The organism is Streptococcus jiangjianxini (assembly GCF_040225085.1).
Classification (GTDB): Bacteria; Bacillota; Bacilli; order Lactobacillales; family Streptococcaceae; genus Streptococcus; species Streptococcus jiangjianxini.
In genome coordinates this window covers 124,775-145,931 of record NZ_JBEHGL010000003.1, presented here as the reverse complement: position 1 = coordinate 145,931, position 21,157 = coordinate 124,775, and the positions used below count along the sequence as shown (strand labels likewise).

At 39.4% G+C, this 21,157-nt stretch carries 21 protein-coding genes and 1 tRNA gene; 20 read left to right on the top strand and 2 right to left on the bottom strand.

Features of this window, described 5'->3' with window-relative positions:
* Window positions 1-43: 43 nt before the first annotated feature.
* The 7 genes from ABP870_RS02785 to rpsI all read left to right on the top strand — a co-directional run bounded on the left by ABP870_RS02785 (window position 44) and on the right by rpsI (window position 5,830).
* A complete protein-coding gene (locus ABP870_RS02785) occupies window positions 44-493 on the top strand; it encodes a dUTP diphosphatase (RefSeq protein WP_350013961.1) in 450 nt (149 codons plus the stop codon).
* Window positions 494-508: 15 nt separating this feature from the next.
* A complete protein-coding gene (radA, locus tag ABP870_RS02780; RefSeq protein ID WP_350014011.1) occupies window positions 509-1,870 on the top strand; it encodes a DNA repair protein RadA in 1,362 nt (453 codons plus the stop codon).
* Between the two features lie 652 nt (window positions 1,871-2,522).
* A complete protein-coding gene (gene rlmB / locus ABP870_RS02775) occupies window positions 2,523-3,272 on the top strand; it encodes a 23S rRNA (guanosine(2251)-2'-O)-methyltransferase RlmB (RefSeq protein ID WP_350013960.1) in 750 nt (249 codons plus the stop codon).
* A gap of 21 nt (window positions 3,273-3,293) precedes the next feature.
* Window positions 3,294-3,809 carry an NYN domain-containing protein gene (locus tag ABP870_RS02770; RefSeq protein ID WP_350013959.1) on the top strand — a complete coding sequence of 172 codons (516 nt, stop codon included), beginning with the start codon at window positions 3,294-3,296 and terminating at the stop codon, window positions 3,807-3,809.
* Between the two features lie 123 nt (window positions 3,810-3,932).
* Window positions 3,933-4,793, top strand: coding sequence for a DegV family protein (locus tag ABP870_RS02765; RefSeq protein ID WP_350013958.1), 861 nt, complete (start codon window positions 3,933-3,935; stop codon window positions 4,791-4,793).
* A gap of 171 nt (window positions 4,794-4,964) precedes the next feature.
* Window positions 4,965-5,411 (top strand): 50S ribosomal protein L13, encoded by a 447-nt coding sequence (gene rplM / locus ABP870_RS02760; protein WP_018380541.1) that lies wholly within the window; start codon window positions 4,965-4,967, stop codon window positions 5,409-5,411.
* A 26-nt stretch (window positions 5,412-5,437) separates the two neighbouring features.
* Window positions 5,438-5,830 carry a 30S ribosomal protein S9 gene (gene rpsI / locus ABP870_RS02755; protein WP_062711625.1) on the top strand — a complete coding sequence of 131 codons (393 nt, stop codon included), beginning with the start codon at window positions 5,438-5,440 and terminating at the stop codon, window positions 5,828-5,830.
* A gap of 181 nt (window positions 5,831-6,011) precedes the next feature.
* On the opposite strand, the gene ABP870_RS02750 is transcribed toward rpsI, so the two are convergent.
* A complete protein-coding gene (locus tag ABP870_RS02750; protein WP_350013957.1) occupies window positions 6,012-7,262 on the bottom strand; it encodes a threonine/serine exporter family protein in 1,251 nt (416 codons plus the stop codon).
* A 270-nt stretch (window positions 7,263-7,532) separates the two neighbouring features.
* Between ABP870_RS02750 and ABP870_RS02745 the strand changes: the two genes are divergently transcribed.
* The 13 genes from ABP870_RS02745 to ABP870_RS02685 all read left to right on the top strand — a co-directional run bounded on the left by ABP870_RS02745 (window position 7,533) and on the right by ABP870_RS02685 (window position 20,653).
* Window positions 7,533-8,630, top strand: coding sequence for an iron-containing alcohol dehydrogenase family protein (locus ABP870_RS02745; protein WP_350013956.1), 1,098 nt, complete (start codon window positions 7,533-7,535; stop codon window positions 8,628-8,630).
* 167 nt (window positions 8,631-8,797) lie between these two features.
* Entirely contained in the window at window positions 8,798-9,379 is a 582-nt protein-coding gene (rpoE, locus tag ABP870_RS02740; protein WP_062711634.1) for a DNA-directed RNA polymerase subunit delta, read from the top strand.
* A gap of 960 nt (window positions 9,380-10,339) precedes the next feature.
* The gene (locus ABP870_RS02735) at window positions 10,340-12,097 is read left to right on the top strand and encodes a sensor histidine kinase (protein ID WP_350013955.1); all 1,758 of its coding nucleotides are present in this window, start codon (window positions 10,340-10,342) and stop codon (window positions 12,095-12,097) included.
* Window positions 12,097-12,822: a LytR/AlgR family response regulator transcription factor gene (locus ABP870_RS02730; protein WP_350013954.1), complete on the top strand. Its 726-nt coding sequence runs from the start codon at window positions 12,097-12,099 to the stop codon at window positions 12,820-12,822. Before ABP870_RS02735 ends, ABP870_RS02730 begins: the two co-directional genes overlap by 1 nt.
* 133 nt (window positions 12,823-12,955) lie before the next feature.
* Window positions 12,956-13,408 carry an antiholin-like murein hydrolase modulator LrgA gene (gene lrgA / locus ABP870_RS02725; RefSeq protein ID WP_350013953.1) on the top strand — a complete coding sequence of 151 codons (453 nt, stop codon included), beginning with the start codon at window positions 12,956-12,958 and terminating at the stop codon, window positions 13,406-13,408.
* 12 nt (window positions 13,409-13,420) lie between these two features.
* Complete coding sequence (gene lrgB, locus ABP870_RS02720) at window positions 13,421-14,128, top strand: antiholin-like protein LrgB (protein ID WP_350013952.1); 708 nt, start codon at window positions 13,421-13,423, stop codon at window positions 14,126-14,128.
* Window positions 14,129-14,362: 234 nt separating this feature from the next.
* Complete coding sequence (locus ABP870_RS02715; protein ID WP_350013951.1) at window positions 14,363-15,283, top strand: alpha/beta hydrolase; 921 nt, start codon at window positions 14,363-14,365, stop codon at window positions 15,281-15,283.
* A gap of 51 nt (window positions 15,284-15,334) precedes the next feature.
* Window positions 15,335-15,420: transfer RNA gene (locus tag ABP870_RS02710), tRNA-Leu, on the top strand.
* A gap of 244 nt (window positions 15,421-15,664) precedes the next feature.
* Complete coding sequence (locus ABP870_RS02705) at window positions 15,665-16,546, top strand: class II fructose-bisphosphate aldolase (protein WP_350013950.1); 882 nt, start codon at window positions 15,665-15,667, stop codon at window positions 16,544-16,546.
* A gap of 400 nt (window positions 16,547-16,946) precedes the next feature.
* Entirely contained in the window at window positions 16,947-17,135 is a 189-nt protein-coding gene (gene rpmB / locus ABP870_RS02700) for a 50S ribosomal protein L28 (RefSeq protein WP_017769206.1), read from the top strand.
* Between the two features lie 121 nt (window positions 17,136-17,256).
* A complete protein-coding gene (locus ABP870_RS02695) occupies window positions 17,257-17,622 on the top strand; it encodes an Asp23/Gls24 family envelope stress response protein (protein WP_062711653.1) in 366 nt (121 codons plus the stop codon).
* Window positions 17,622-19,292 (top strand): DAK2 domain-containing protein, encoded by a 1,671-nt coding sequence (locus ABP870_RS02690; RefSeq protein ID WP_350013949.1) that lies wholly within the window; start codon window positions 17,622-17,624, stop codon window positions 19,290-19,292. The genes ABP870_RS02695 and ABP870_RS02690 overlap by 1 nt, the downstream gene beginning before the upstream one ends.
* Window positions 19,293-19,765: 473 nt before the next feature.
* Window positions 19,766-20,653: an SPFH domain-containing protein gene (locus ABP870_RS02685; RefSeq protein ID WP_350013948.1), complete on the top strand. Its 888-nt coding sequence runs from the start codon at window positions 19,766-19,768 to the stop codon at window positions 20,651-20,653.
* 57 nt (window positions 20,654-20,710) lie between these two features.
* Here the strand turns inward: ABP870_RS02685 and ABP870_RS02680 are convergent, their stop codons facing one another.
* The gene (locus ABP870_RS02680) at window positions 20,711-20,830 is read right to left on the bottom strand and encodes a putative metal homeostasis protein (protein WP_350013947.1); all 120 of its coding nucleotides are present in this window, start codon (window positions 20,828-20,830) and stop codon (window positions 20,711-20,713) included.
* Between the last annotated feature and the right edge of the window lie 327 nt (window positions 20,831-21,157).

Sequence of the window (21,157 nt, the reverse complement as noted above, 5' to 3'; positions counted from 1 at the left end):
ATTTTATAATGAATAGACGATTTTTAAAGATAAGGAAGATAAAATGCCTAAAGTACGTGGATTTGAATTAATAACAGCCTTTGAAGGACAAGTTGACCTTCTCCCTAAACGAGAAACAGCCCATGCTGCGGGTTATGATTTGAAAGTAGCAAAAGAAACCATCATCGCACCAGGTGAGATTGTGCTCGTACCGACTGGTGTTAAAGCCTACATGCAAGATGGCGAAGTTCTCTATCTTTATGACCGCTCATCAAATCCCCGAAAAAAAGGTCTAGTTTTAATCAACTCTGTTGGTGTTATTGATGGAGACTACTATAATAACGAGGGCAACGAGGGTCACATCTTTGCTCAAATGCAAAATATCTCTGAACAAGTTGTTCGTTTGGAAAAAGGAGACCGTATTGTTCAAGGCGTTTTCGCCCCATTCTTGGTTGTAGATGGTGATAGCGCTACTGGTTCAAGAACAGGTGGTTTCGGCAGTACAGGAAAATAGTCAAGGAGGCTTATCATCGCAAAGAAAAAATCGAATTTTGTTTGCCAAGAATGTGGTTATAACTCACCAAAATACTTAGGCCGCTGCCCCAACTGTTCAGCTTGGTCTTCATTTGTCGAAGAAGTGGAAGTCCAAGAAGTTAAAAATGCCCGCATTAGCCTGACAGGAGAAAAGGCGCGTCCCACCAAGTTAAAAGATGTGGATTCCATCCATTATGCCCGCACCAAAACGGATATGGATGAATTTAACCGTGTTCTAGGAGGTGGTGTTGTCCCAGGCAGTCTTGTTCTAATCGGTGGCGACCCTGGCATTGGGAAATCTACGCTCCTTTTGCAAGTATCAACTCAGTTAGCTAGTCGAGGCACAGTCCTTTACGTTTCTGGAGAAGAGTCAGCTGAGCAGATAAAATTGCGTAGTGAACGTTTAGGCGATATTGACAATGAATTTTACCTCTATGCTGAGACTAATATGCAGCATATTCGCACAGAAATCGAGAAGGTGCATCCAGATTTCCTTATTATTGACTCTATTCAAACTATCATGAGTCCAGAAATTTCTAGTGTGCAAGGCTCGGTTTCGCAAGTCCGTGAAGTAACAGCGGAGTTAATGAACCTAGCTAAAACCAATAATATTGCCACCTTTATTGTTGGACATGTCACTAAAGAGGGAACCTTAGCCGGACCTCGTATGCTGGAGCATATGGTGGACACGGTGCTTTATTTTGAAGGGGAGCGTCATCATACTTTTCGCATTCTGCGTGCTGTTAAAAATCGCTTTGGTTCGACAAATGAAATTGGCATTTTCGAGATGCAGTCAGGCGGTTTGGTCGAAGTTATCAATCCTAGTCAGGTCTTTCTGGAAGAGCGCTTGGATGGGGCAACAGGTTCAGCTATCGTTGTCACTATGGAAGGGACCCGTCCGATTTTGGCAGAGGTCCAGGCTCTTGTGACGCCGACTGTTTTTGGAAATGCTAAACGTACGACTACGGGGCTTGATTTTAATCGAGTGAGCTTGATTATGGCTGTCCTTGAAAAACGATGCGGTTTGCTTTTGCAAAATCAGGATGCTTACCTCAAGTCAGCAGGTGGTGTTAAGTTAGATGAGCCAGCTATTGACCTAGCAGTCGCAGTGGCTATTGCTTCTAGCTATAAAGAAAAACCGACTAGCCCACAAGAAGCTTTTATCGGAGAAATTGGGTTGACTGGTGAGATTCGTCGTGTGACTCGTATCGAACAACGGATTAATGAAGCGGCTAAACTGGGTTTTACCAAGATCTATGCTCCTAAAAATTCATTGCAAGGCATCGATGTTCCAGACAATATTCAGGTTGTTGGCGTTTCAACCGTTGGAGAAGTTTTGAAGAGAGTGTTTCCTTAATGTTCTATTAGGGAAGAAAAACTCTTAGAAGGGTACCAAATTACCAGTTCTAAGAGTTTGTTTAATTGATAATCAAGTCCTACATTTTTAAAGGTTGATCGTTTAGAAGGTTTGTCAACGTTCAAGCTGGTCCTGGAAATCGATATTTTTTAGTAATTGCTTTTATTAAGAATTGTAACCAAACATGATAATAAAAACTGACGCATAAGCAATTAGAGCTAATAGTACCAGATAAATTAGTAATAGCAAGATTTTTAATGGTCTTGATAAGGCTAGTTTAGATTGATTTTTGATAAGTAAAATTCCTGTGACGACATAGGCAAGGAATCCAATAATGACTAAAAGGCGAAACAATTGGTATTACTCCCATCTATTTAAGTTAATTGCTCTTAATGTTAGTATAACACTTTTATTGTAACTGGCTTTGGTAGGAGAAAGTCATGAAAGAGTTCGAATGAAACCATAACGGTTTTTGTATGTCAATAAGATGCATTGTTTTTGTACCTGTTATGATAGCAAAAACGAAATGATCGATTTTTAATGGTGTTATCGTTCGGAAATAACTGTTTTATACTTACTTTGGTTAGTAAATTTAACACAGAGTGACTATTCGAGGATGCTTATTTCCTGCTTTCCATGCTATAATGGTGATATGAAAGAAAAACTTACTGAACTAGAAAATAAAGATATAGTTTATGGCGTCCATGCGGTCACTGAAAGTTTAGAAGCCAATACTGGTAATAAACTCTATATCCAAGATGATCTAAAAGGAAAAAATGTTGATAATATTAAGGCTCTAGCGGCTAAGAAAAAAGTATCTATTTCTTGGACGCCAAAGAAAAGCCTATCCGAAATGACTGGCGGTGCTGTTCATCAAGGTTTTGTTCTTCGTGTCTCTGAGTTTGCCTATGCAGAGTTAGATGACATCCTTGAAAAGGCAGAAACGCAGGACAATCCTCTGGTTTTGGTTTTGGATGGCTTGACCGATCCGCACAACTTTGGCTCTATCTTACGAACAGCGGATGCTACTGGGGTAACCGGGGTCATCATTCCTAAACACCGTGCGGTTGGCGTAACACCAGTGGTTTCCAAAACCTCTACCGGTGCGGTTCAACACGTTCCTATCGCTCGTGTGACCAACCTCAGTCAAACTCTTGATAAGCTCAAGGCAGCGGGTTTCTGGATTTTTGGAACGGATATGAATGGAACTCCATCTCACCAATGGAATACTAGTGGAAAACTTGCTTTGCTTATCGGTAATGAGGGTAAGGGGATTTCCCAAAATATCAAAAAACAAGTGGATGAAATGATTACTATCCCTATGGATGGGCATGTGCAGAGCCTTAATGCCAGTGTCGCGGCAGCAGTGCTCATGTACGAGGTTTTCCGCAACAAAATGTAAGCAATATAAGAAGGAGAAAAGATGGTAAAAAAACGCATTCTCCTAGTCGACGGTTATAATATGATTGCTTTTTGGCAGGAGACACGACAGCTTTTTAAGACAAATCAACTGGATGATGCTCGAAATGTGCTTTTGCGTAAGCTCAATAATTATGCTAATTTTGAACATTTGGATATCGTTTGTGTTTTTGATGCTCAATTTGTGCCAGGAACACGACAGCGTTACGATCAATATAGGGTTCAAGTGATTTTCACGGAGGAGGATGAGACGGCAGATAGCTATATCGAGCGTTTAGCGGCAGAGCTCAACAATCCAATTCACTTAGTAGAAGTGGCGACCAGTGATCTGAACGAACAATGGACCATTTTTTCACAAGGGGCGCTTCGAGTGTCAGCGCGTGAGTTAGAAGAGCGTGTCAATACCGTTAAATCTGATTTGGATAAGATGTCGCAAAGCATTGACCTTAAAAAACCAAGGTTGAGACCATGGGACGACCAACAGCTGTCCAAATTGAAAAATCTTTTGGATGAGTTGTAAATTGCTTGATTGCAGGGGAGGCTAAATTTCAAGTAGAAGATTTTGAAAACTATCTTTTAGATGGTTTTTTTGTTATAATGTAAAAAAAACTTTGATGTTCAAAATATTTGAAAAGAGAATGAAATGACTTTTAAACTTGTAACAGACTCAACTGCTGATCTTAATGAAACCTGGGCCAAAGACAACGATGTAACAGTTTTAGGCTTGACGATTAGGTTAGACGGAATAACTTACGAGACCGTTGGAGATAATCGCATAACGTCAGAAGCGTTATTAGCAGCTATGCAAACTGGGAGTAAGCCAACAACCAGTCAAATCAATGTTGGAACTTTTGAAGCTTGCTTCCGCCAAGAAGTTCAGAAAGGAAATAGCCTTTTATATATGGCTTTTTCGTCAGTATTGTCAGGAACTTATCAGTCTGCAGTGATGGCACGCGAGATGATTTTAGAAGAATACCCTGAGGCTCGTATCGAGATTGTCGATACCTTAGCTGCGGCTGGTGGCGAAGGGTTTTTGGTCATGCTAGCGGCTGAAAAACGTAATCAAGGTCAGTCATTAGATCAGGTTGTCACAGACATGAAAGCCATCAGCCCTTATTTGTATAGTCATTTTTTAGTGGACGATCTTTATCATTTGATGCGCGGAGGTCGTCTTTCAAAGAGCTCGGCTCTTATTGGTAGTTTGATCAATATCAAGCCACTGTTATGGATTAACGGTCAAGGGAAATTGGAACCCTTAACCAAAGTAAGAGGACGCAAAAAGGGGATTAGAGAGATGATTGAAAAGTCTCTTCAAGATTTAGATGATACGACAGTCGTTGTTGCCCATGCTGATGACACAGAAGGGGCTCAAAAAATAGAAGAGTGCTTATTAGACAAAAGTGGTGTTAGTCGTGTTATCCAGCTACCTCTAGGACCTGCTATTGCAGCTCATGTCGGCCCTGGAACGCTAGCTATTTTCACCATTAAAAAAAGTCCGAGGTAAATTGGAAATAAAAAGAAAAAACACTTGACTTTAATCGATGTTTTTTGATATGATATTAAACGGTATTGTTTACCCCATTTGAAAGGCCCCGGAACCTTCCAAATACCTTTGGTGGGACGGAACACCCACCGCACTTGTAAACAAATATTACGAATTCGTATAGGAGAAATCATGAACAAAACAACTTTCATGGCAAAACCAGGCCAAGTTGAACGTAAATGGTACGTTGTTGACGCAACAGATGTGCCACTTGGACGTCTTTCTGCAGTAGTTGCTAGCGTACTTCGCGGAAAAAACAAACCAACTTTCACACCACACACTGATACAGGTGATTTTGTGATTGTTATCAATGCTGAAAAAGTTAAATTAACTGGTAAAAAAGCAACTGATAAAATCTACTACACTCACTCAATGTATCCAGGTGGATTGAAACAAATCTCTGCTGGTGAACTTCGTTCTAAAAACGCTGTGCGTTTGATCGAAAAATCAGTTAAAGGCATGCTTCCACACAACACTCTTGGACGTGCACAAGGTATGAAATTGAAAGTCTTCACAGGCGCTGAGCACACACATGCTGCTCAACAACCAGAAGTACTTGACATCTCAGGACTTATCTAATCTAAGAGGAAAGGAGCAACATAAACATGGCACAAGCACAATATGCAGGTACTGGTCGTCGTAAAAACGCGGTTGCACGCGTTCGTTTGGTACCAGGTACTGGTAAAATCACAGTTAACAAAAAAGATGTAGAAGAGTACATTCCACGTGCAGACCTTCGTCTTGTTATCAACCAACCATTTGCAGTAACTTCAACTGAAGGCTCTTACGACGTTTTCGTAAACGTTATTGGTGGTGGATACGGTGGTCAATCAGGTGCGATCCGTCACGGTATTGCACGTGCGCTTCTCCAAGTAGACCCAGACTTCCGCGATTCATTGAAACGCGCTGGACTTCTTACTCGTGACGCACGTATGGTTGAACGTAAAAAGCCAGGTCTCAAAAAAGCCCGCAAGGCATCACAATTCTCAAAACGTTAATTATCAGCGATATATCAACGTTTCAAGACATTCAAGATTTCAATCTTGGGTGTCTTTTTTGTTCTAAAGTCAAAAAGTTATCTGAAATTTTCTATATTTTTTAGTGTAGTATAGAAAAAAGTAACCTACCACAAAATGTGATAGGTTACTTAACTTAATGACACTGGTACTGGATACCAGTTTATTTTTTTTTCTTCTTAAAAAGTGATAAGGGGAATTGCTGGATGATGCTAATAGCAATAGTAATAGCGAAGGCTGTTACAAAGGATGTTCTCATATGTGTCATAGCTAATTCGCTTGAACCTGTTAGCATGAAGTAAATGCCGCGGTAGAAACTTAGTCCGGGAATCAGAGGGAACATGCTGGTAGCTAGGAAAATAGTCATAGGTGTCTTCCGTCTAGCAGCTAGAATTTTTGATACCAAAGTGGCAAAGAGACCGGGAATGAAAATAGCGATAATATCCATCCCGAAATTTTCTTTCAAAATCAGGTAAAGTACCCAAGAGACGGCACCAATGATGCCGATATCCAGCAAATAGCGTTTGGGAACATTATAGGTAATGGAAAAGGCAATCGTGCCAATCCCTGCAGCAAGAGTTCTTAGCAAAAAGCCAATCGCTGTAACTGTTTCCGTTGAGAAAGTTCCTGTCATTTGATCTGCGAAGGGGAGAATTTCGGTCATTCCAGCTACACCAGCTGAAATGGAGATACAGGTCATGATGGCAGACATTAGTAGGGTAAATCCGATTGAGAAATTATTGTGAGAAATCTCTCGCACGGCGTTCACGAAGAACCCCCCTGGTACCATAATCATCAAGGCACCTAAGATAATGATACTTCTTGTTTCTCCGAGTCCAAGAAAATAGAAGAAGTTGACAGATAAACTGACTATCGAGCTAGCTAGGATAGTGGTTAGAAATGGGGTGTGAATTCGAGCAGATCCTACTTGGATAAACCAACCAGCGAGAAGACCAGCGATAGCAGCTGTGAAAGAATCAATAGGTGAACTTCCCAATGCTAGAGAGAAGCCACCGGCACCAAAGAAGTAGGCTGCCAAAATAGTCCAGATAGAGTATAAAACACTGTTGTTGATTTCTTCCAAACGATGAAAGACATACGAGGGCGTTACCTTGTTTTTTTTCGACAGGCTTCTAGAAAGAGCATTGACGGCTTCTAGTTTACCTAAATCCATGGCAGTTTCATTAACATTCATCACTTTTGATTCTTGATACCCTAGTTGATTGGTGCCTGAAGCGATAATGCCCTGATTGACTACGTAAACCTCGAATTGTTCGATATCTAAAGAGTCGGCAATATGGTTCATGGTGGTTTCAATACGGAATACCTCGGCTCCTGACTCCATGAGAATACGTCCAGCAAAGAGGACGGCATCGATTTCATTTTTAAGGGTGGCAATTGGACGTCGTTTCATTTGCTTTCTGGCTCCTATTCCTATTTCGTAACATATCTCAAAAGTAAAGAAACATACACTTAGATGGCAACTCTACTCTTGGTACCTTGTTTTTGATAAACCGATTGTATCTACATTATAAGAGGTGCTCTCCTTTTTGACAATGCTTGAACTAAAAATCCTTAAAAATTTTAAAAATTTCTTGATTTTATCAGCAGAAGTGATAAGATAGAGGATAACATTTTGAATTTTTGGATAATTCAAAAAAATATTTTTTTCAAGGAGAGTGCTATGACAACCAACAATATGTCCAATTACAGTTATGGAGTGGATTGCTTTCAGGAAATTCCTCAAGTTCTGAAGTCTTATCATGTTAGGAGCGTAGCGCTCGTTGGTGGTGAGAAGGCCCTGGCTAGTTCAGCTGACCAGGTGATTACAATTTTAGAAAAAAATGGTTATGAAGTGACTGGTCAGTTTATTTATGGGACAGATTCGACACAGTCAAATATCGACAAACTTGTCGCTAATCCAGATGTAGCTCGTGCAGATATCATCTTTGGATTTGGTGGCGGACGTGCACTGGATACGGCTAAGATGGTGGCACATGAACTAGAAAAAGATATCATGACCTTCCCGACCATCTGTTCTAATTGCTCAGCCGGGACAGCTATTGCTGTTATTTATAAGGATGATCATAGTCTCCTTAAGTATGGCTATCCTGAAACACCAGCTCATATCTTTATTAACACTAAAGTGATTGCAGAGGCACCGGTTAAGTATTTCTGGGCAGGCATTGGAGATGGGATCTCTAAGGCCCCTGAAGTGGAACGTGCTGCTTATGAATATGAGCAGCGTGGCGGTAAATTGTCACATACAGGTGTTTTAGGTCGAGCAGTAGCCCTGTCTTCAAAAGATGCTTTTTATAAATATGGTCGGGAGGGTTTGAAGGATGTCGAAAATAATAGACCATCAAACGCAGTAGAGGAGATTGCTCTAGCTATCCTTGTTTCTACGGGCTATGCCTCAAACTTAGTTAACCAACCTGATTTTTATTTCAATTCTTGCCATGCTCATGCTTTTTATAATGGGACAACAGTTGTTAAACGTGAAGGTGAGCATCTTCATGGTGCGGTAGTATCTTTTGGTGTCATGGTACTTCATGCTTATTTTAATGAAACAGAAGAGCTGCATAAAGTTGCTTATTTCAATAAATCCCTTGGCTTACCAGTAACCTTGAGCGATATTGGTTTGATAGAGACAGACATAGCAGCAGTGCTTGAATTAGCATTAACAACCAATGAGTACAAACACACACCATTTGAAGCAGAGCGGTTTAAAGCAGCCATCCTAGAAGCAGATCAAGTGGGGCAGTCTTTGGTCTCTGACTAAACTTATTGGAGAAAGCGTAATCTCACTTACCAATCTTACTTACTTAAAGGACTGATTGCTAGAATTGTGAAAGTTGTCTCTTTATTGAGAATTTACAATAAAAGTTTTGACGAAAGACTATTTTTAGCGTAAAATAGAAAGGAATGATAACATAAGGAGAATAGACCTTGGAATTAGAAGTATTTGCTGGTCAAGAAAAGAGCGAACTTTCAATGATTGAAGTGGCTCGTGCAATTTTAGAAGAACGTGGTCGCGACAATGAAATGTATTTCAGCGACATGGTGAATGAGATCCAAGTCTACCTTGGAAAAACGGATGCAGATATTCGTGAGTCTCTCCCATATTTCTACTCAGATTTGAACATTGATGGGAGTTTTATCCCGTTAGGTGATAACCGCTGGGGTCTTCGTTCATGGTATGCAATCGATGAGATTGACGAAGAAATCCTTACCTTTGAAGAAGAAGGTGAAGATGCACCAAAACGTAAGAAAAAACGTGTTAATGCTTTCATGGATGGTGACGAAGATGCGATTGATTATAACGCTGATGATCCAGAGGATGAAGACTACACGGCTGCAACGGAAACGATCGAGTATGATGAAGAAAACCCAGATGATGAAAAATCAGAGGTTGAATCATACGACTCTGAGTTGAATGAAATCATCTCTGATGACGAAGTTGTTGAAGAAGATGTTGATTTAAACGAAGAAGATGATGAGTTCTCTGACGACGAAGACGTTGAGGAGTAAGCGGTAGCTTCTCTTGATAAATCTTACATTATTGATAGCAGTTTGTACCTCTTTAGAGGTTATGCGAAGCTCTCTAGTTATGGCTAGGGAGCTTTTGTCTATCATTTGTTAAGGTTATCAGGCTACTACAAAAGCTGTTTTCGTGACGGCAATCTTGGACAGTTTTAAAAGGACATGCAAAACCACCACCGTATGTTGAGAGTTTTTGATAGAGTCTTATAAAGCTAGTGCTTAGCCGATTTTACCGATTTTGGCTAGACTAAAATTTATGATGCCTTATGAGATAATCTATCGTTCGAATGGGGCGATGCCTGCAGGTAATCGTGTGCGGCTTAGTTGAAGTCACCTACGATTGTCTTTTTCGTTTTGTTTTGAAAATAAGTTTTAAGAATTTTTTATTTTTTTGCTCAAGCTATTCTATTATGGTGTGATTGTGATGGCATTGGTGTTTCTTTAGAGATTGTTTACCATCGTAAGTTATTTTTTAGAAGGGTTATCCTGCTATTGACCGAGTATAGTCAAATGAATTAGCTTTAGACAAGGAAGAGAAAGACGTAGGCAGTACTCGCGTACGGCAAGTCGAAAGTGACGATGTATCAAAGTTAATTTAGAAGACCATACATTATTGTGACTGGTGGTGTGACATTGTCTATTGGTAAAAGGGGATAGTGGCAGACCAGACCATTCAGAATGACAAATCTGCGCCAATCTTGTTGAAGAGTTGTACACCGCTTTTATAACATAAGCTGTTGCTAGTCGCAGCTAAAAGTGATTTGAATTTGACAAAACATTAGTGCTATAATAATAATCAAGAAAATTGATATCATAAAAAAGAATACTCATCGGCAATTAAAAATAGACGTTATTGACTTGATTTGATGAACGTCAACTCTATCTTCATCAGCGTCGCCTAATCTTCTTTTGATTGTAGATGACTATCATCTTAAAGAGAGGTTGGCTATGGCATCTTTATTGCTCCCTTTGCTGGAACGTGTGGGGCTCATCATTTTATTGGCTAATCTATTAATGATTAGCCCATTTTATAAAAAAATGATGTATCACCGTAAGGAAACAAAGGCTAAGTGGCTGCTGATTGCAACCTTTAGTGTCTTTGCTATTATTTCCAATTTTACAGGTGTCCTTGTGACATCGCCTACGAGCATTGATAGTGGTAATGCAGTCAGCTTGACGGCTCACGCTTCGATAGCCAATACTAGGACTTTGACCATTGGAATGTCAGGCTTGATTGGTGGTCCTTTTGTCGGCGTATTTGTTGGTTTAATTTCAGGGACGGTTCGTTGGCTACAAGGGGGGAGTGTCCCTTACACTTATTTTATCTCGTCACTGTTAATTGGTCTTTTATCAGGTTTTGTTGGACGCATCAGCTTGCGTAAAAATACTTACCCAGCCATTTGGCAAGGTAGCCTTTGTGGTGTCATGATGGAGATGGTTCAGATGCTTTGTATCTTCATTTTTCTTCCTAACAAGGCTAATGCTATCGCTTTGATTGAAACGATTGCCCTACCAATGGTTCTGGTTAATGCCTTAGGGACTGGCATTTTCCTCTCGATTATTTTAGGGACCCTTCGGCAAGAAGAAAGCATGAAAGCTATTCAGACTCATGATGTTTTAGAGCTAGCTAACACGACCTTGCCTTATTTTAGACAAGGATTAACACCTGAGTCGGCAGTTAAGGCAGCTGAGGAAATTAAACGGTTTATGCGAGTGTCAGCAGTTAGCGTGACCAACCGCCAGTCCATATTAGCCCACGTTGGAGCAGCCAGTGACCATCATATTCCCACGAAGAAGATCATCACTGACTTATCTAAAGAAGTGATTGAAACGGGAGAAATTCATGTGGTCAGACACAAACACGATATTGGTTGTCGCTACCCTGATTGTCCTTTATCGGCAGCCATCGTGGTCCCTTTAATGGTTAAAACAAAAGTGCTTGGAACGTTTAAATTATATTTTACCAACGCAGATGATTTGACCTATGTTGAAGAACAGTTGGCAGCTGGCTTAGGGAACATCTTCTCATCACAATTAGAACTAGGACAAATGGCTTTGGAGCAAGGACTATTGAAAGATGCAGAAATCAAATCTCTTCAAGCTCAAGTTAACCCTCATTTTCTTTTTAATGCTATCAATACTATTTCTGCTTTGATGCGTATCGATAATGAAAAAGCACACGACCTGCTCCTTCAACTAGGAAAGTATTTTCGTTCTAATATTAAGAGCACTCGTCAAAATGTTATTAGTGTTGAGGATGAACTAGCTCATCTGCAAGCTTATTTGGCCATTGAACAGGCTAGATTTCCTGATCGTTACCAGATTGATATTGATGTCTCAGAAGAGTTATACCAGTCGGGGGTTCCGCCATTTGTGATTCAGATTTTAGTGGAAAATGCTTTAAAACACGCCTTTTCAGGTCGTAAAAAAGATAACCACGTTTGGGTGCACTTGGCTCCAGTTGACCAGAACCATTTACTCTTAGAAGTCTGTGATAATGGTTCTGGTATTTCGAAAGAACTTCAAGATAAATTAGGCAAGGAAGTTGTGCCTTCGCAAAGAGGAACAGGATCAGCTTTGGAAAATCTCAACCGTCGCCTTACAAGCTTATACGGCGACAATGCTCAGTTTAGCATTGCCTCCGACCAATCAGGGACTTGCTTCAAGATCCTTTTACCCAATAGACCCGTGGAGGAGAGTGTGTGATGAAAGTAGTTGTTATAGATGATGAACCCTTGGCACGTATGGAATTGTCCTACTTGCTTGAACAAACTAATGATGTGAAAGACATTTGGGAAGGTGAGTCCATCGATGATGCCTTCCAATTGATTTTAACGCATCAGCCTGATCTGCTTTTTCTAGATATACATTTGACAGACGAGAGTGGGCTTGATTTGGCTAAGAGACTAAGCACAGTCCCACAGGCGCCTTTGATTGTTTTTGCCACAGCTTATGACAATCATGCTGTGGAAGCCTTTGAGGTGAATGCTTTAGACTATATTCTTAAACCTTTTGAACAGGATAGAATTCAACGGACTATCAACAAAGCTAAACAGACGTTATCAACTGAAGCGGAATATTCAGAAAAGACATCTGGAAAGTCCAGTCAGCGTCTAACGGTTGAGACGGATGAACGCATTTACTTGATCCCTTTTGAGGATATTATTTACTGTGAGGTGCAAGGGAAGGAAACAACTGTTTATACTAAAACAGCTAGTCATACTAGTCATACCAGTCTGTCTGCCATAGAAAAGTTGTTGACGACAGATCGTTTCATGAAAGTTCATCGTAGTTATTTGATTAATCAGGACCAAATCAAGGAAATTCAACCGTGGTTCAATCAAACCTACCAGATTACCATGACCAATGGCGGAAAGGTTCCTGTTAGTCGATCATACCTGAAAGCATTTAAGGAACGCTTAGGTTTATAAAGTGTATTTTAGGAAGCTAAAACGGTATTTCATACCAAAAAGAAAGCGTTTTACACCCAAAAGAGCCAAAGAGCTCTTTTTTTAGTTATACTAAAACCATCGAAAGCAAGAAAAAAGTGAAAAGGAGTTACTCATGAAAAAACATTACTCAGTTCTCTACCAAAGTGTTGTCCTTGGTCTTATCGTTCTTATTTCAAAAGTGATTGAAAGCTTCTTGCCATTTACAATGCCATCATCGGTTATTGGACTTATCTTATTATTCTTGGCCTTGACCTTAAACATTATTAAGTTAGAACAAGTTGAAAAAGCTGGTACAGCTTTGGTTGATAATATTGGACTTTTCTTTGTGCCAGCTGGGATTTCAGTGATGAATTCCTTTGGTATTTTAAAAACTCACTTTATCCTCAATATTCTTTTAATCTTCCTTTCAACCTTGATTCTCTTGGTAGCAACTGGTTGGATGACTCAAGTGCTTATGGCGGCAAATCCTGTTACTCTGGTGACAACTGTTAAGCAGTATTTTGCTAAGAAAAAACCAAGTGTTCAAAGTGGATTAAAACCAAGCGACTCATACTGGAATAACTAAGGAGGTAGTCACATGGATGTTTTAGTAGATGTTTTAAAAGAATCTCCAATGTTTGGGGTCCTACTCACCATCAGTAGTTTTTTCATCGGTCAAGTCCTCTTTAAAAAGTCAAAAGGCTTCTTCCTTTTTGCCCCACTCTTTGTTGGGATGGTCTTAGGGATTGTGACTCTTCTAGCGACAGGTATTAGTTTTGAAGAGTATAATAAGGGTGGTCAGATTGTTAGTTTCTTCCTTGAACCAGCGACTATTGCCTTTGCGATTCCTCTTTATAAAAGACGTGATGTCTTGAAAAAATACTGCGTCCAAATTGTTGGTGGAATCACTCTGGGAAGTATTGTTGCTGTCTATGGTATTTATATGGTGTCAACCATCATGGGTTTGGGACGTCAAGTGACAGCCTCAATGTTGCCCCAAGCAGCTACAACAGCAATTGCTATGCCAACTTCAGTTGCTCTTGGTGGTTCAGGGGAATTAACATCACTGGCTTGTATCTTGAATGCTGTCATCATCTATGCCTTAGCAAGGCCACTCTTGAAACGCTTTAAAATCAAAGATCCGATCGCGCGAGGTATCGCGCTTGGAACGGCAGGACATTCACTTGGTGCTTCAGTGGCACAAGATATGGGAGAAGTAGAAGCATCAATGGCGTCGATTGCTCTCGTGCTTGTTGGTGTTATTGTTACTGTTGTTGTTCCAATCTTTGGAAGCATCCTAATGTAAGACTGAAGCATAAGTGAAGTTTCTTGGAATATAGACACATCTTCAGACTCTTCTAAAGATCGACACTCAATGATCAAAAAAGAACTCTTAGCAATGTGGATTTAGTAAAAATTGCTGAGAGTTTTTCGTTGTTCAAAATGATTAAAAAACTCAAAAAAGCGGTCTCAAAAGAACTTTTTTCAGCCTAGAGTCATAGCTCTTTTCTTTTTGGTAAATTCTCAGTACAATAAGGATATGAAAAAATGGATTATAACTCTCATCATCTTGATCACACTTGTTTTATTAATGATAGCTGGCGCTAGTGCCTACTTTTTCTATGTGGCACAATTCCGTTCTGAAAAAGACTTTATTAACAACAAGGCTCGTACGCCAGACAGTTCACTTTATCAAGACGAACAAGCCTTTAATCAATTACCTAAAGAAAAGCGTTATTTAACTAATCAAGGGTTAAAACAGGTTGCTTGGTATGTTCCTGCTGAGAAAAAATCAGATAAGACAGTCATTGTTGTTCACGGATTTACCAATGATAAATCAGACATGAAACCATATGCCTATATGTTCCATCAGTTAGGTTACAATGTTTTAATGCCTGATAATGTCGCCCACGGTGAAAGTCAAGGGAGAATTATCGGCTATGGTTGGAATGATAAAGATAATGTGATTAAGTGGACCAATAACTTGATTGCCGGAAAACCTAAGCAAAAAATCACTCTCTTTGGCGTTTCTATGGGTGCCGCGACGGTTATGATGGCTAGCGGTGAAAAACTTCCTAAACAAGTAACAACTATAATAGAAGATTGTGGCTACACAAGCGTATGGGAGGAACTTTCTTATCAAGCCAGAGACATGTATGACTTAAAACCATTTCCAATTTTGTATGGGGTGTCAGGAATTTCTAAACTGTTAGCTGGATTCACTTATGGACAAGCTAGTTCGGTTAAACAGTTAGCTAAAAATGACTTACCAGTATTATTTATTCATGGAGATGCTGATAAGTTTGTGCTGACAGATATGGTGTATGACAATTTTAAAGCTAGTCAAGGACCAAAAGAACTTTATATTGCCAAAGGTGCCAAACACGCACAATCTTTCGAAAAAAATCCCGAAACCTATCGCCAAAAAATTGAAGATTTTTTGAAAAAATATCAAAAATAGTGTTGACACATTTCTTAACAGCTGATATAATAATTTTTGTTGTTAAGAACAGCGGAAATGGCGGAATTGGCAGACGCGCAGGACTAAGGATCCTGTGACCGCTTTAGGTCGTGGGGGTTCAAGTCCCCCTTTCCGCATAGTGAAACCAAGTTGTTGACTTGGTTTTTTGTTTTGTCAGCTAAAACACTAGCTAAAGTAGTCATTTCTCACTGTTATTAGAGCAGGAGTTGGTCAGGGTCTCATAATAAGTGATATTTTTCTCATTCTTTTGATCTAGAAAACGCTTAACTTAGAAGAAAACTGGTTTTTTAACCTCATTTGTGCTAAAATATAGAGCGTAAAGGGGAAATAATCCCCAAAAATATAGAGGAGGCCTTTATAATGGCAATCGTTTCAGCAGAAAAATTCGTCCAAGCAGCTCGTGACAACGGCTATGCTGTAGGTGGATTTAACACAAACAACCTTGAATGGACACAAGCTATCTTGCGCGCAGCGGAAAGCAAACAAGCTCCAGTTCTTATTCAAACTTCAATGGGTGCTGCTAAATATATGGGTGGTTACAAAGTATGTCAATCACTTATTGCTAACCTTGTAGAGTCAATGGGTATCACTGTACCAGTTGCAATTCATCTTGACCACGGTCACTATGAAGATGCACTTGAGTGTATCGAAGTTGGTTACACTTCAATCATGTTTGACGGTTCACACCTTCCAATCGAAGAAAACCTTGAAAAAGCTAAAGAAGTTGTTGCTTTGGCACACGCTAAAGGTGTTTCTGTAGAAGCTGAAGTTGGTACAATCGGTGGTGAAGAAGACGGTATCATTGGTAGCGGTGAACTTGCACCAATTGAAGACGCTAAAGCTATGGTTGAAACTGGAATTGACTTCTTGGCTGCTGGTATCGGTAACATCCACGGTCCATACCCAGAAAACTGGACAGGTCTTGATCTTGACCACTTGAAGAAATTGACAGAAGCTGTACCTGGTTTCCCAATCGTACTTCATGGTGGATCAGGTATTCCTGATGATCAAATCACGGCTGCTATCAAACTTGGTGTTGCTAAAGTTAACGTTAACACAGAAAGCCAAATCGCCTTCTCTAATGCGACACGTGCCTTTGCTCGTGCCTATGATGCAGACGAAGCAACTTATGACGGTAAGAAACTCTTCGACCCACGTAAGTTCCTTGCTGACGGTTTCAAAGCTGTTCAAGGTGCTGTTGAAGAACGTATTGACGTGTTTGGATCAGCAGATAAAGCTTAATTTAAGATTTATTACTAAAACCAGCCGTAAGGTTGGTTTTTTTGCTGTCAAAAGTTTTAGATAGTAGTCCAATTTCATATGCCAGTTAGACTGAAGTTCAAAACTGTATGGAAAATTTAGAATCTAAACAGTTCTCCTTTTTTAGAAATCAATTTTTGACGAAGTTTTTTACTGTTTTTGTCAGCTGTTTATGCATGATTGGATTAGCACAACACTTTTCATCAATCTAGTTTTTTATCAAATAAAACCTGTTGTATTTAAGGTGACACTTTCATTCTATTTTTCAGAAAACCAAAAGAATTATAAAAACATCTTGTTTTGTTTTGGTGTTTCTGCTATAATAGTAAGGTATGTGGTGCTAGCACATCCAAACATATTCTACGTAGGAGGAAAACACGAAATGGCTAAAGTATGTTATTTTACAGGTCGTAAGACTATGTCAGCTAACAACCGTTCACACGCGATGAACAAAACAAAACGTACTGCAAAACCAAATCTTCAAAAGGTTACTGTTCTTATCGACGGTAAACCTAAAAAAGTTTGGGCTTCAGCTCGTGCCCTTAAATCAGGTAAAGTTGAGCGCGTTTAATAGTTAAAGAAGTTAGATGCTTGTCATCTAGCTTTTTTATTTCCTCAAAGTATTATCTTTTTTTACAAAGTCTCTCTATTATGATAAAATGAAGTGATAAAAACTTTTTGAGGTAGTGAATATGACTGTAAAAATCAATACAAAAGATGGTCAAATTGAACTCTTAGACGATGTTATTGCAACAGTCGTTGGGGGTTCGGCAACAGAGATTTTTGGCGTTGTTGGAATGGCTAGTAAAAGTGCTATAAAAGACAATTTCCAAGCCCTTCTTCGTAAAGAAAACTACGCAAAAGGTGTTGTTGTCAAATCAACAGAATCAGGAATTTCCGTAGATGTTTACACTGTAATGAGTTATGGTGTGAAAATCAGTGAAGTTTCCAAAAACATTCAAGAACGTGTCAAGTTTAATTTAGAAAATCAACTAGGCATTTCAGCTGAAACGGTGAATGTTTATGTTCAAAATATCAAGGTTGTAGGAGAAGAGTAGTGTCAAATATTACAACAAGTTTATTCCAAGAAATGGTGCAAGCAGCAGCTACACGTCTTGGTAAACAAGCTGAATATGTCAATTCCCTAAATGTCTTTCCAGTTCCAGATGGTGACACTGGGACAAACATGGGGATGACTATGGATAATGGAGCTAAAGAAGTTGCTGATAAGCCTGCGACAACTGTAGGCCAGGTGGGTCAGATTTTATCTAAGGGTCTATTGATGGGTGCTCGTGGAAACTCGGGTGTTATCACATCACAACTCTTCCGTGGTTTTGGACAAAGTATCAAAGATTTGGAAGAACTAGACGGTAAAGCTTTAGCAGATGCCTTCCAATCAGGTGTAGAAGTAGCTTATAAAGCTGTTATGAAACCTGTGGAAGGAACGATCTTGACTGTTTCACGTGGTGCGGCGACAGCAGCTAAAAATAAGGCTGAAGTGTCAAATGATGCTATTGAAGTGATGCGTGCAGCTGTTGATGGTGCAAAAGCAGCTCTTTTAAAAACGCCCGATTTACTTCCAGTTCTTAAAGAAGTAGGAGTTGTTGATTCTGGTGGTCAGGGACTCGTTTACATTTACGAAGGTTTTTTGGCAGCTTTGACAGGTGAATATTTATCTTCGGAAGATTTCCAGGCAACGCCTGCAACCATGTCTGAGATGATTAACGCTGAACACCATAAATCCGTAGCTGGTCATGTAGCGACTGAAGATATTACTTTTGGTTACTGTACTGAAATTATGGTAGCACTTGGTAAAGGTCCAACACATGTTAAAGAATTTAACTATGAAGAATTCCAAGGTTACTTGAGTGGGATTGGTGATTCACTTCTAGTGGTTAATGACGATGAAATTGTTAAAGTACACGTTCATACTGAAGATCCAGGACTTGTTATGCAAGAAGGCTTAAAGTACGGGTCTCTTGTTAAAGTTAAAGTCGATAATATGCGTAATCAGCATGATGAAGTTCTTGAAAGAACAAGTTCAGAAGCGTCTGTAGCTCCGAAGGAAACAAAGGAGTATGGCGTAATAGCAGTAGTAGCAGGTGAAGGATTGTCAGAAATTTTTAAAGCGCAAGGTGCAGATTATATTATTTCTGGTGGTCAGACAATGAATCCATCAACTGAAGATATTGTTAAAGCTATTGAAGATGTTAATGCTAAGAATGTTATTATCTTACCAAACAATAAAAATATCTTTATGGCTGCTCAATCAGCAGCAGATGTTGTGGACATCCCAGCAGCAGTTGTGGAATCTCGTACCGTACCACAAGGCTTGACGAGTCTTTTAGCTTTTGATCCTTCTAAAACTTTGGAGGATAACGTAGTAGCTATGTCTGCTAGTTTATCTGATGTTGTTAGTGGCAGCGTTACCTTAGCTGTTCGTGATACGACAATCGATGGTCTTGAAATTCATGAAAATGATATTTTGGGAATGGTTGATGGTAAAATTCTGGTTTCCACCCCTGATATGGAGGCGGCTCTCTTATCGACATTTGAAAAAATGTTAGATGAAGATAGTGAAATTGTAACCATCTACGTTGGGGAAGATGGAGAGCAAGAATTAGCAGAGTCAATTGCTGAAAAGCTTGAAGCAACCCATGAAGATGTAGAAGTTGAGATCCATATTGGAAGCCAACCTGTTTACCCTTATTTGATGAGTGTTGAGTGATGATTATAAATAAAAAGCCTGAGTGCCATTTGGCACTCAGGCTTTTTGGGTACAACGAGCATGTCGTACATGTGATAGGCTTCCGTTGGCACCAGCTGCCGGTGAACCCAATACTGACTCCTAAGTTTGACGCTAGAAGCTGAAACTGTCAAAGGAAAAGATAGTGAAATCGCGGACCTACGAGCAGGGACGCGATACTATGTCGTGCGTAGCGGATAAGGAGTCCTGCTCTTGTGTCAGTTGAGTATACTATTCTTATAATAGCTAGAGCATATGAAATTAATTTATGAACGAAAGAAATTGTTTGATACATTTATATTTTTGAAATTAGAAGTTTATTTAATGAAAAGGGCTACTTCATCTAACACATTCATTGTTTTCTTATTTTTTTAATAACTATTAGTCGAATATTTGACATTGATTTCATACTTGATATAATAATAGTATTAAACGTTTTAGGAGGAACTGTTACTATGGCACTTATTTTTCCGCTTGTCATCCTGCTTCTTATTTTGACAATAATTGCTAGCACACTTTATGTGGTCAGACAGCAGTCGGTGGCTATTATAGAACGCTTTGGTAAATATCAAACCATATCGACTAGTGGCATTCATGTGCGATTACCATTTGGTATCGATAAGATTGCTGCGCGTGTGCAATTACGTCTACTTCAAAGTGAAATTATTGTTGAAACAAAGACAAAAGACAATGTTTTTGTCACACTTAATATTGCTACTCAATACCGTGTCAATGAACAAAATGTTATCGATGCTTATTACAAATTGATGAAACCTGAAGCGCAGATTAAATCATATATTGAGGATGCCTTGCGTTCATCAGTTCCTAAATTGACCTTGGACGAATTGTTTGAGAAAAAAGATGAAATCGCTCTTGAAGTACAGCATCAAGTTGCCGAAGAAATGTCAACGTATGGCTATATCATCGTTAAAACCTTGATTACTAAGGTTGAGCCAGATGCTGAAGTTAAGCAGTCAATGAATGAAATCAATGCAGCTCAACGTAAACGTGTGGCTGCACAGGAGTTAGCGGAAGCCGATAAAATTAAGATCGTTACAGCAGCCTCAGCTGAAGCTGAAAAAGACCGTCTACATGGGGTAGGGATTGCCCAACAACGTAAAGCTATTGTTGATGGTTTAGCAGATTCTATTCAAGAACTTAAGGATGCTAATATTAGTTTGAATGAGGAAGAAATCATGTCTATCCTTTTAACCAATCAGTACCTTGATACACTCAATACTTTCGCTGCAAACGGTAATCAAACCATCTTTTTACCCAATACGCCCAATGGTGTCGATGATATTCGAACTCAGGTGTTATCAGCTTTAAAAGCAAATAAGTAAACAAAAAAGACAAGAAATGTGCTTCTCTTGTCTTTTTTTGTTGACGGCATAATAGTATTAGTTACTTTTACCTCTGCGTTTGAACTCGTGGATGATTTTAAGAGCACGTTTACGTGTCTTGATGTTTGGACTTTTAAGACGACGGTAGGCTGACGAAAGATCTGTTTTTTCTGCCATTTTTCCCTCCTTATGAAAAGTATTCATTGCAATGACTATCTCATGATACCATAAAATAGTTAACTGGTAAAGTATTTTGAGATGATACTTTGAAAATTGACTTTATACTCAGTTAATTTCAAAAAAACTTTTTTGATCTTTTCTTAAGTAGTGCGGACGAAAGCAAGCTCCTTCGGAGTTTCATTCCTATTTTTTGAGCCTAGGTCTCAAAAATTCCGTTATTAGTGACAGCACCACTGTTACTAATAATACCACTACGCGAAAATATCCTTTCAAGCTCACTTCGTTCGCTCTAAACTGCGGAATCTTATTTTGCTATTCGCTACA

What these genes read in the sequence shown, in the direction of transcription:
- ABP870_RS02765 (WP_350013958.1), top strand. Translation starts at nt 3,933, where the DNA reads ATGACTTTTAAACTTGTAACAGACTCAACTGCTGATCTTAATGAAACC.
- ABP870_RS02685 (WP_350013948.1), top strand. Translation starts at nt 19,766, where the DNA reads ATGGCACTTATTTTTCCGCTTGTCATCCTGCTTCTTATTTTGACAATA.
- ABP870_RS02695 (WP_062711653.1), top strand. Translation starts at nt 17,257, where the DNA reads ATGACTGTAAAAATCAATACAAAAGATGGTCAAATTGAACTCTTAGAC.
- ABP870_RS02770 (WP_350013959.1), top strand. Translation starts at nt 3,294, where the DNA reads ATGGTAAAAAAACGCATTCTCCTAGTCGACGGTTATAATATGATTGCT.
- ABP870_RS02715 (WP_350013951.1), top strand. Translation starts at nt 14,363, where the DNA reads ATGAAAAAATGGATTATAACTCTCATCATCTTGATCACACTTGTTTTA.
- lrgB (WP_350013952.1), top strand. Translation starts at nt 13,421, where the DNA reads ATGGATGTTTTAGTAGATGTTTTAAAAGAATCTCCAATGTTTGGGGTC.
- lrgA (WP_350013953.1), top strand. Translation starts at nt 12,956, where the DNA reads ATGAAAAAACATTACTCAGTTCTCTACCAAAGTGTTGTCCTTGGTCTT.
- ABP870_RS02680 (WP_350013947.1), bottom strand. Translation starts at nt 20,830, where the DNA reads ATGGCAGAAAAAACAGATCTTTCGTCAGCCTACCGTCGTCTTAAAAGT.
- rpsI (WP_062711625.1), top strand. Translation starts at nt 5,438, where the DNA reads ATGGCACAAGCACAATATGCAGGTACTGGTCGTCGTAAAAACGCGGTT.
- rpmB (WP_017769206.1), top strand. Translation starts at nt 16,947, where the DNA reads ATGGCTAAAGTATGTTATTTTACAGGTCGTAAGACTATGTCAGCTAAC.
- rplM (WP_018380541.1), top strand. Translation starts at nt 4,965, where the DNA reads ATGAACAAAACAACTTTCATGGCAAAACCAGGCCAAGTTGAACGTAAA.
- ABP870_RS02705 (WP_350013950.1), top strand. Translation starts at nt 15,665, where the DNA reads ATGGCAATCGTTTCAGCAGAAAAATTCGTCCAAGCAGCTCGTGACAAC.
- ABP870_RS02745 (WP_350013956.1), top strand. Translation starts at nt 7,533, where the DNA reads ATGACAACCAACAATATGTCCAATTACAGTTATGGAGTGGATTGCTTT.
- ABP870_RS02750 (WP_350013957.1), bottom strand. Translation starts at nt 7,262, where the DNA reads ATGAAACGACGTCCAATTGCCACCCTTAAAAATGAAATCGATGCCGTC.
- ABP870_RS02735 (WP_350013955.1), top strand. Translation starts at nt 10,340, where the DNA reads ATGGCATCTTTATTGCTCCCTTTGCTGGAACGTGTGGGGCTCATCATT.
- rlmB (WP_350013960.1), top strand. Translation starts at nt 2,523, where the DNA reads ATGAAAGAAAAACTTACTGAACTAGAAAATAAAGATATAGTTTATGGC.
- ABP870_RS02785 (WP_350013961.1), top strand. Translation starts at nt 44, where the DNA reads ATGCCTAAAGTACGTGGATTTGAATTAATAACAGCCTTTGAAGGACAA.
- ABP870_RS02730 (WP_350013954.1), top strand. Translation starts at nt 12,097, where the DNA reads ATGAAAGTAGTTGTTATAGATGATGAACCCTTGGCACGTATGGAATTG.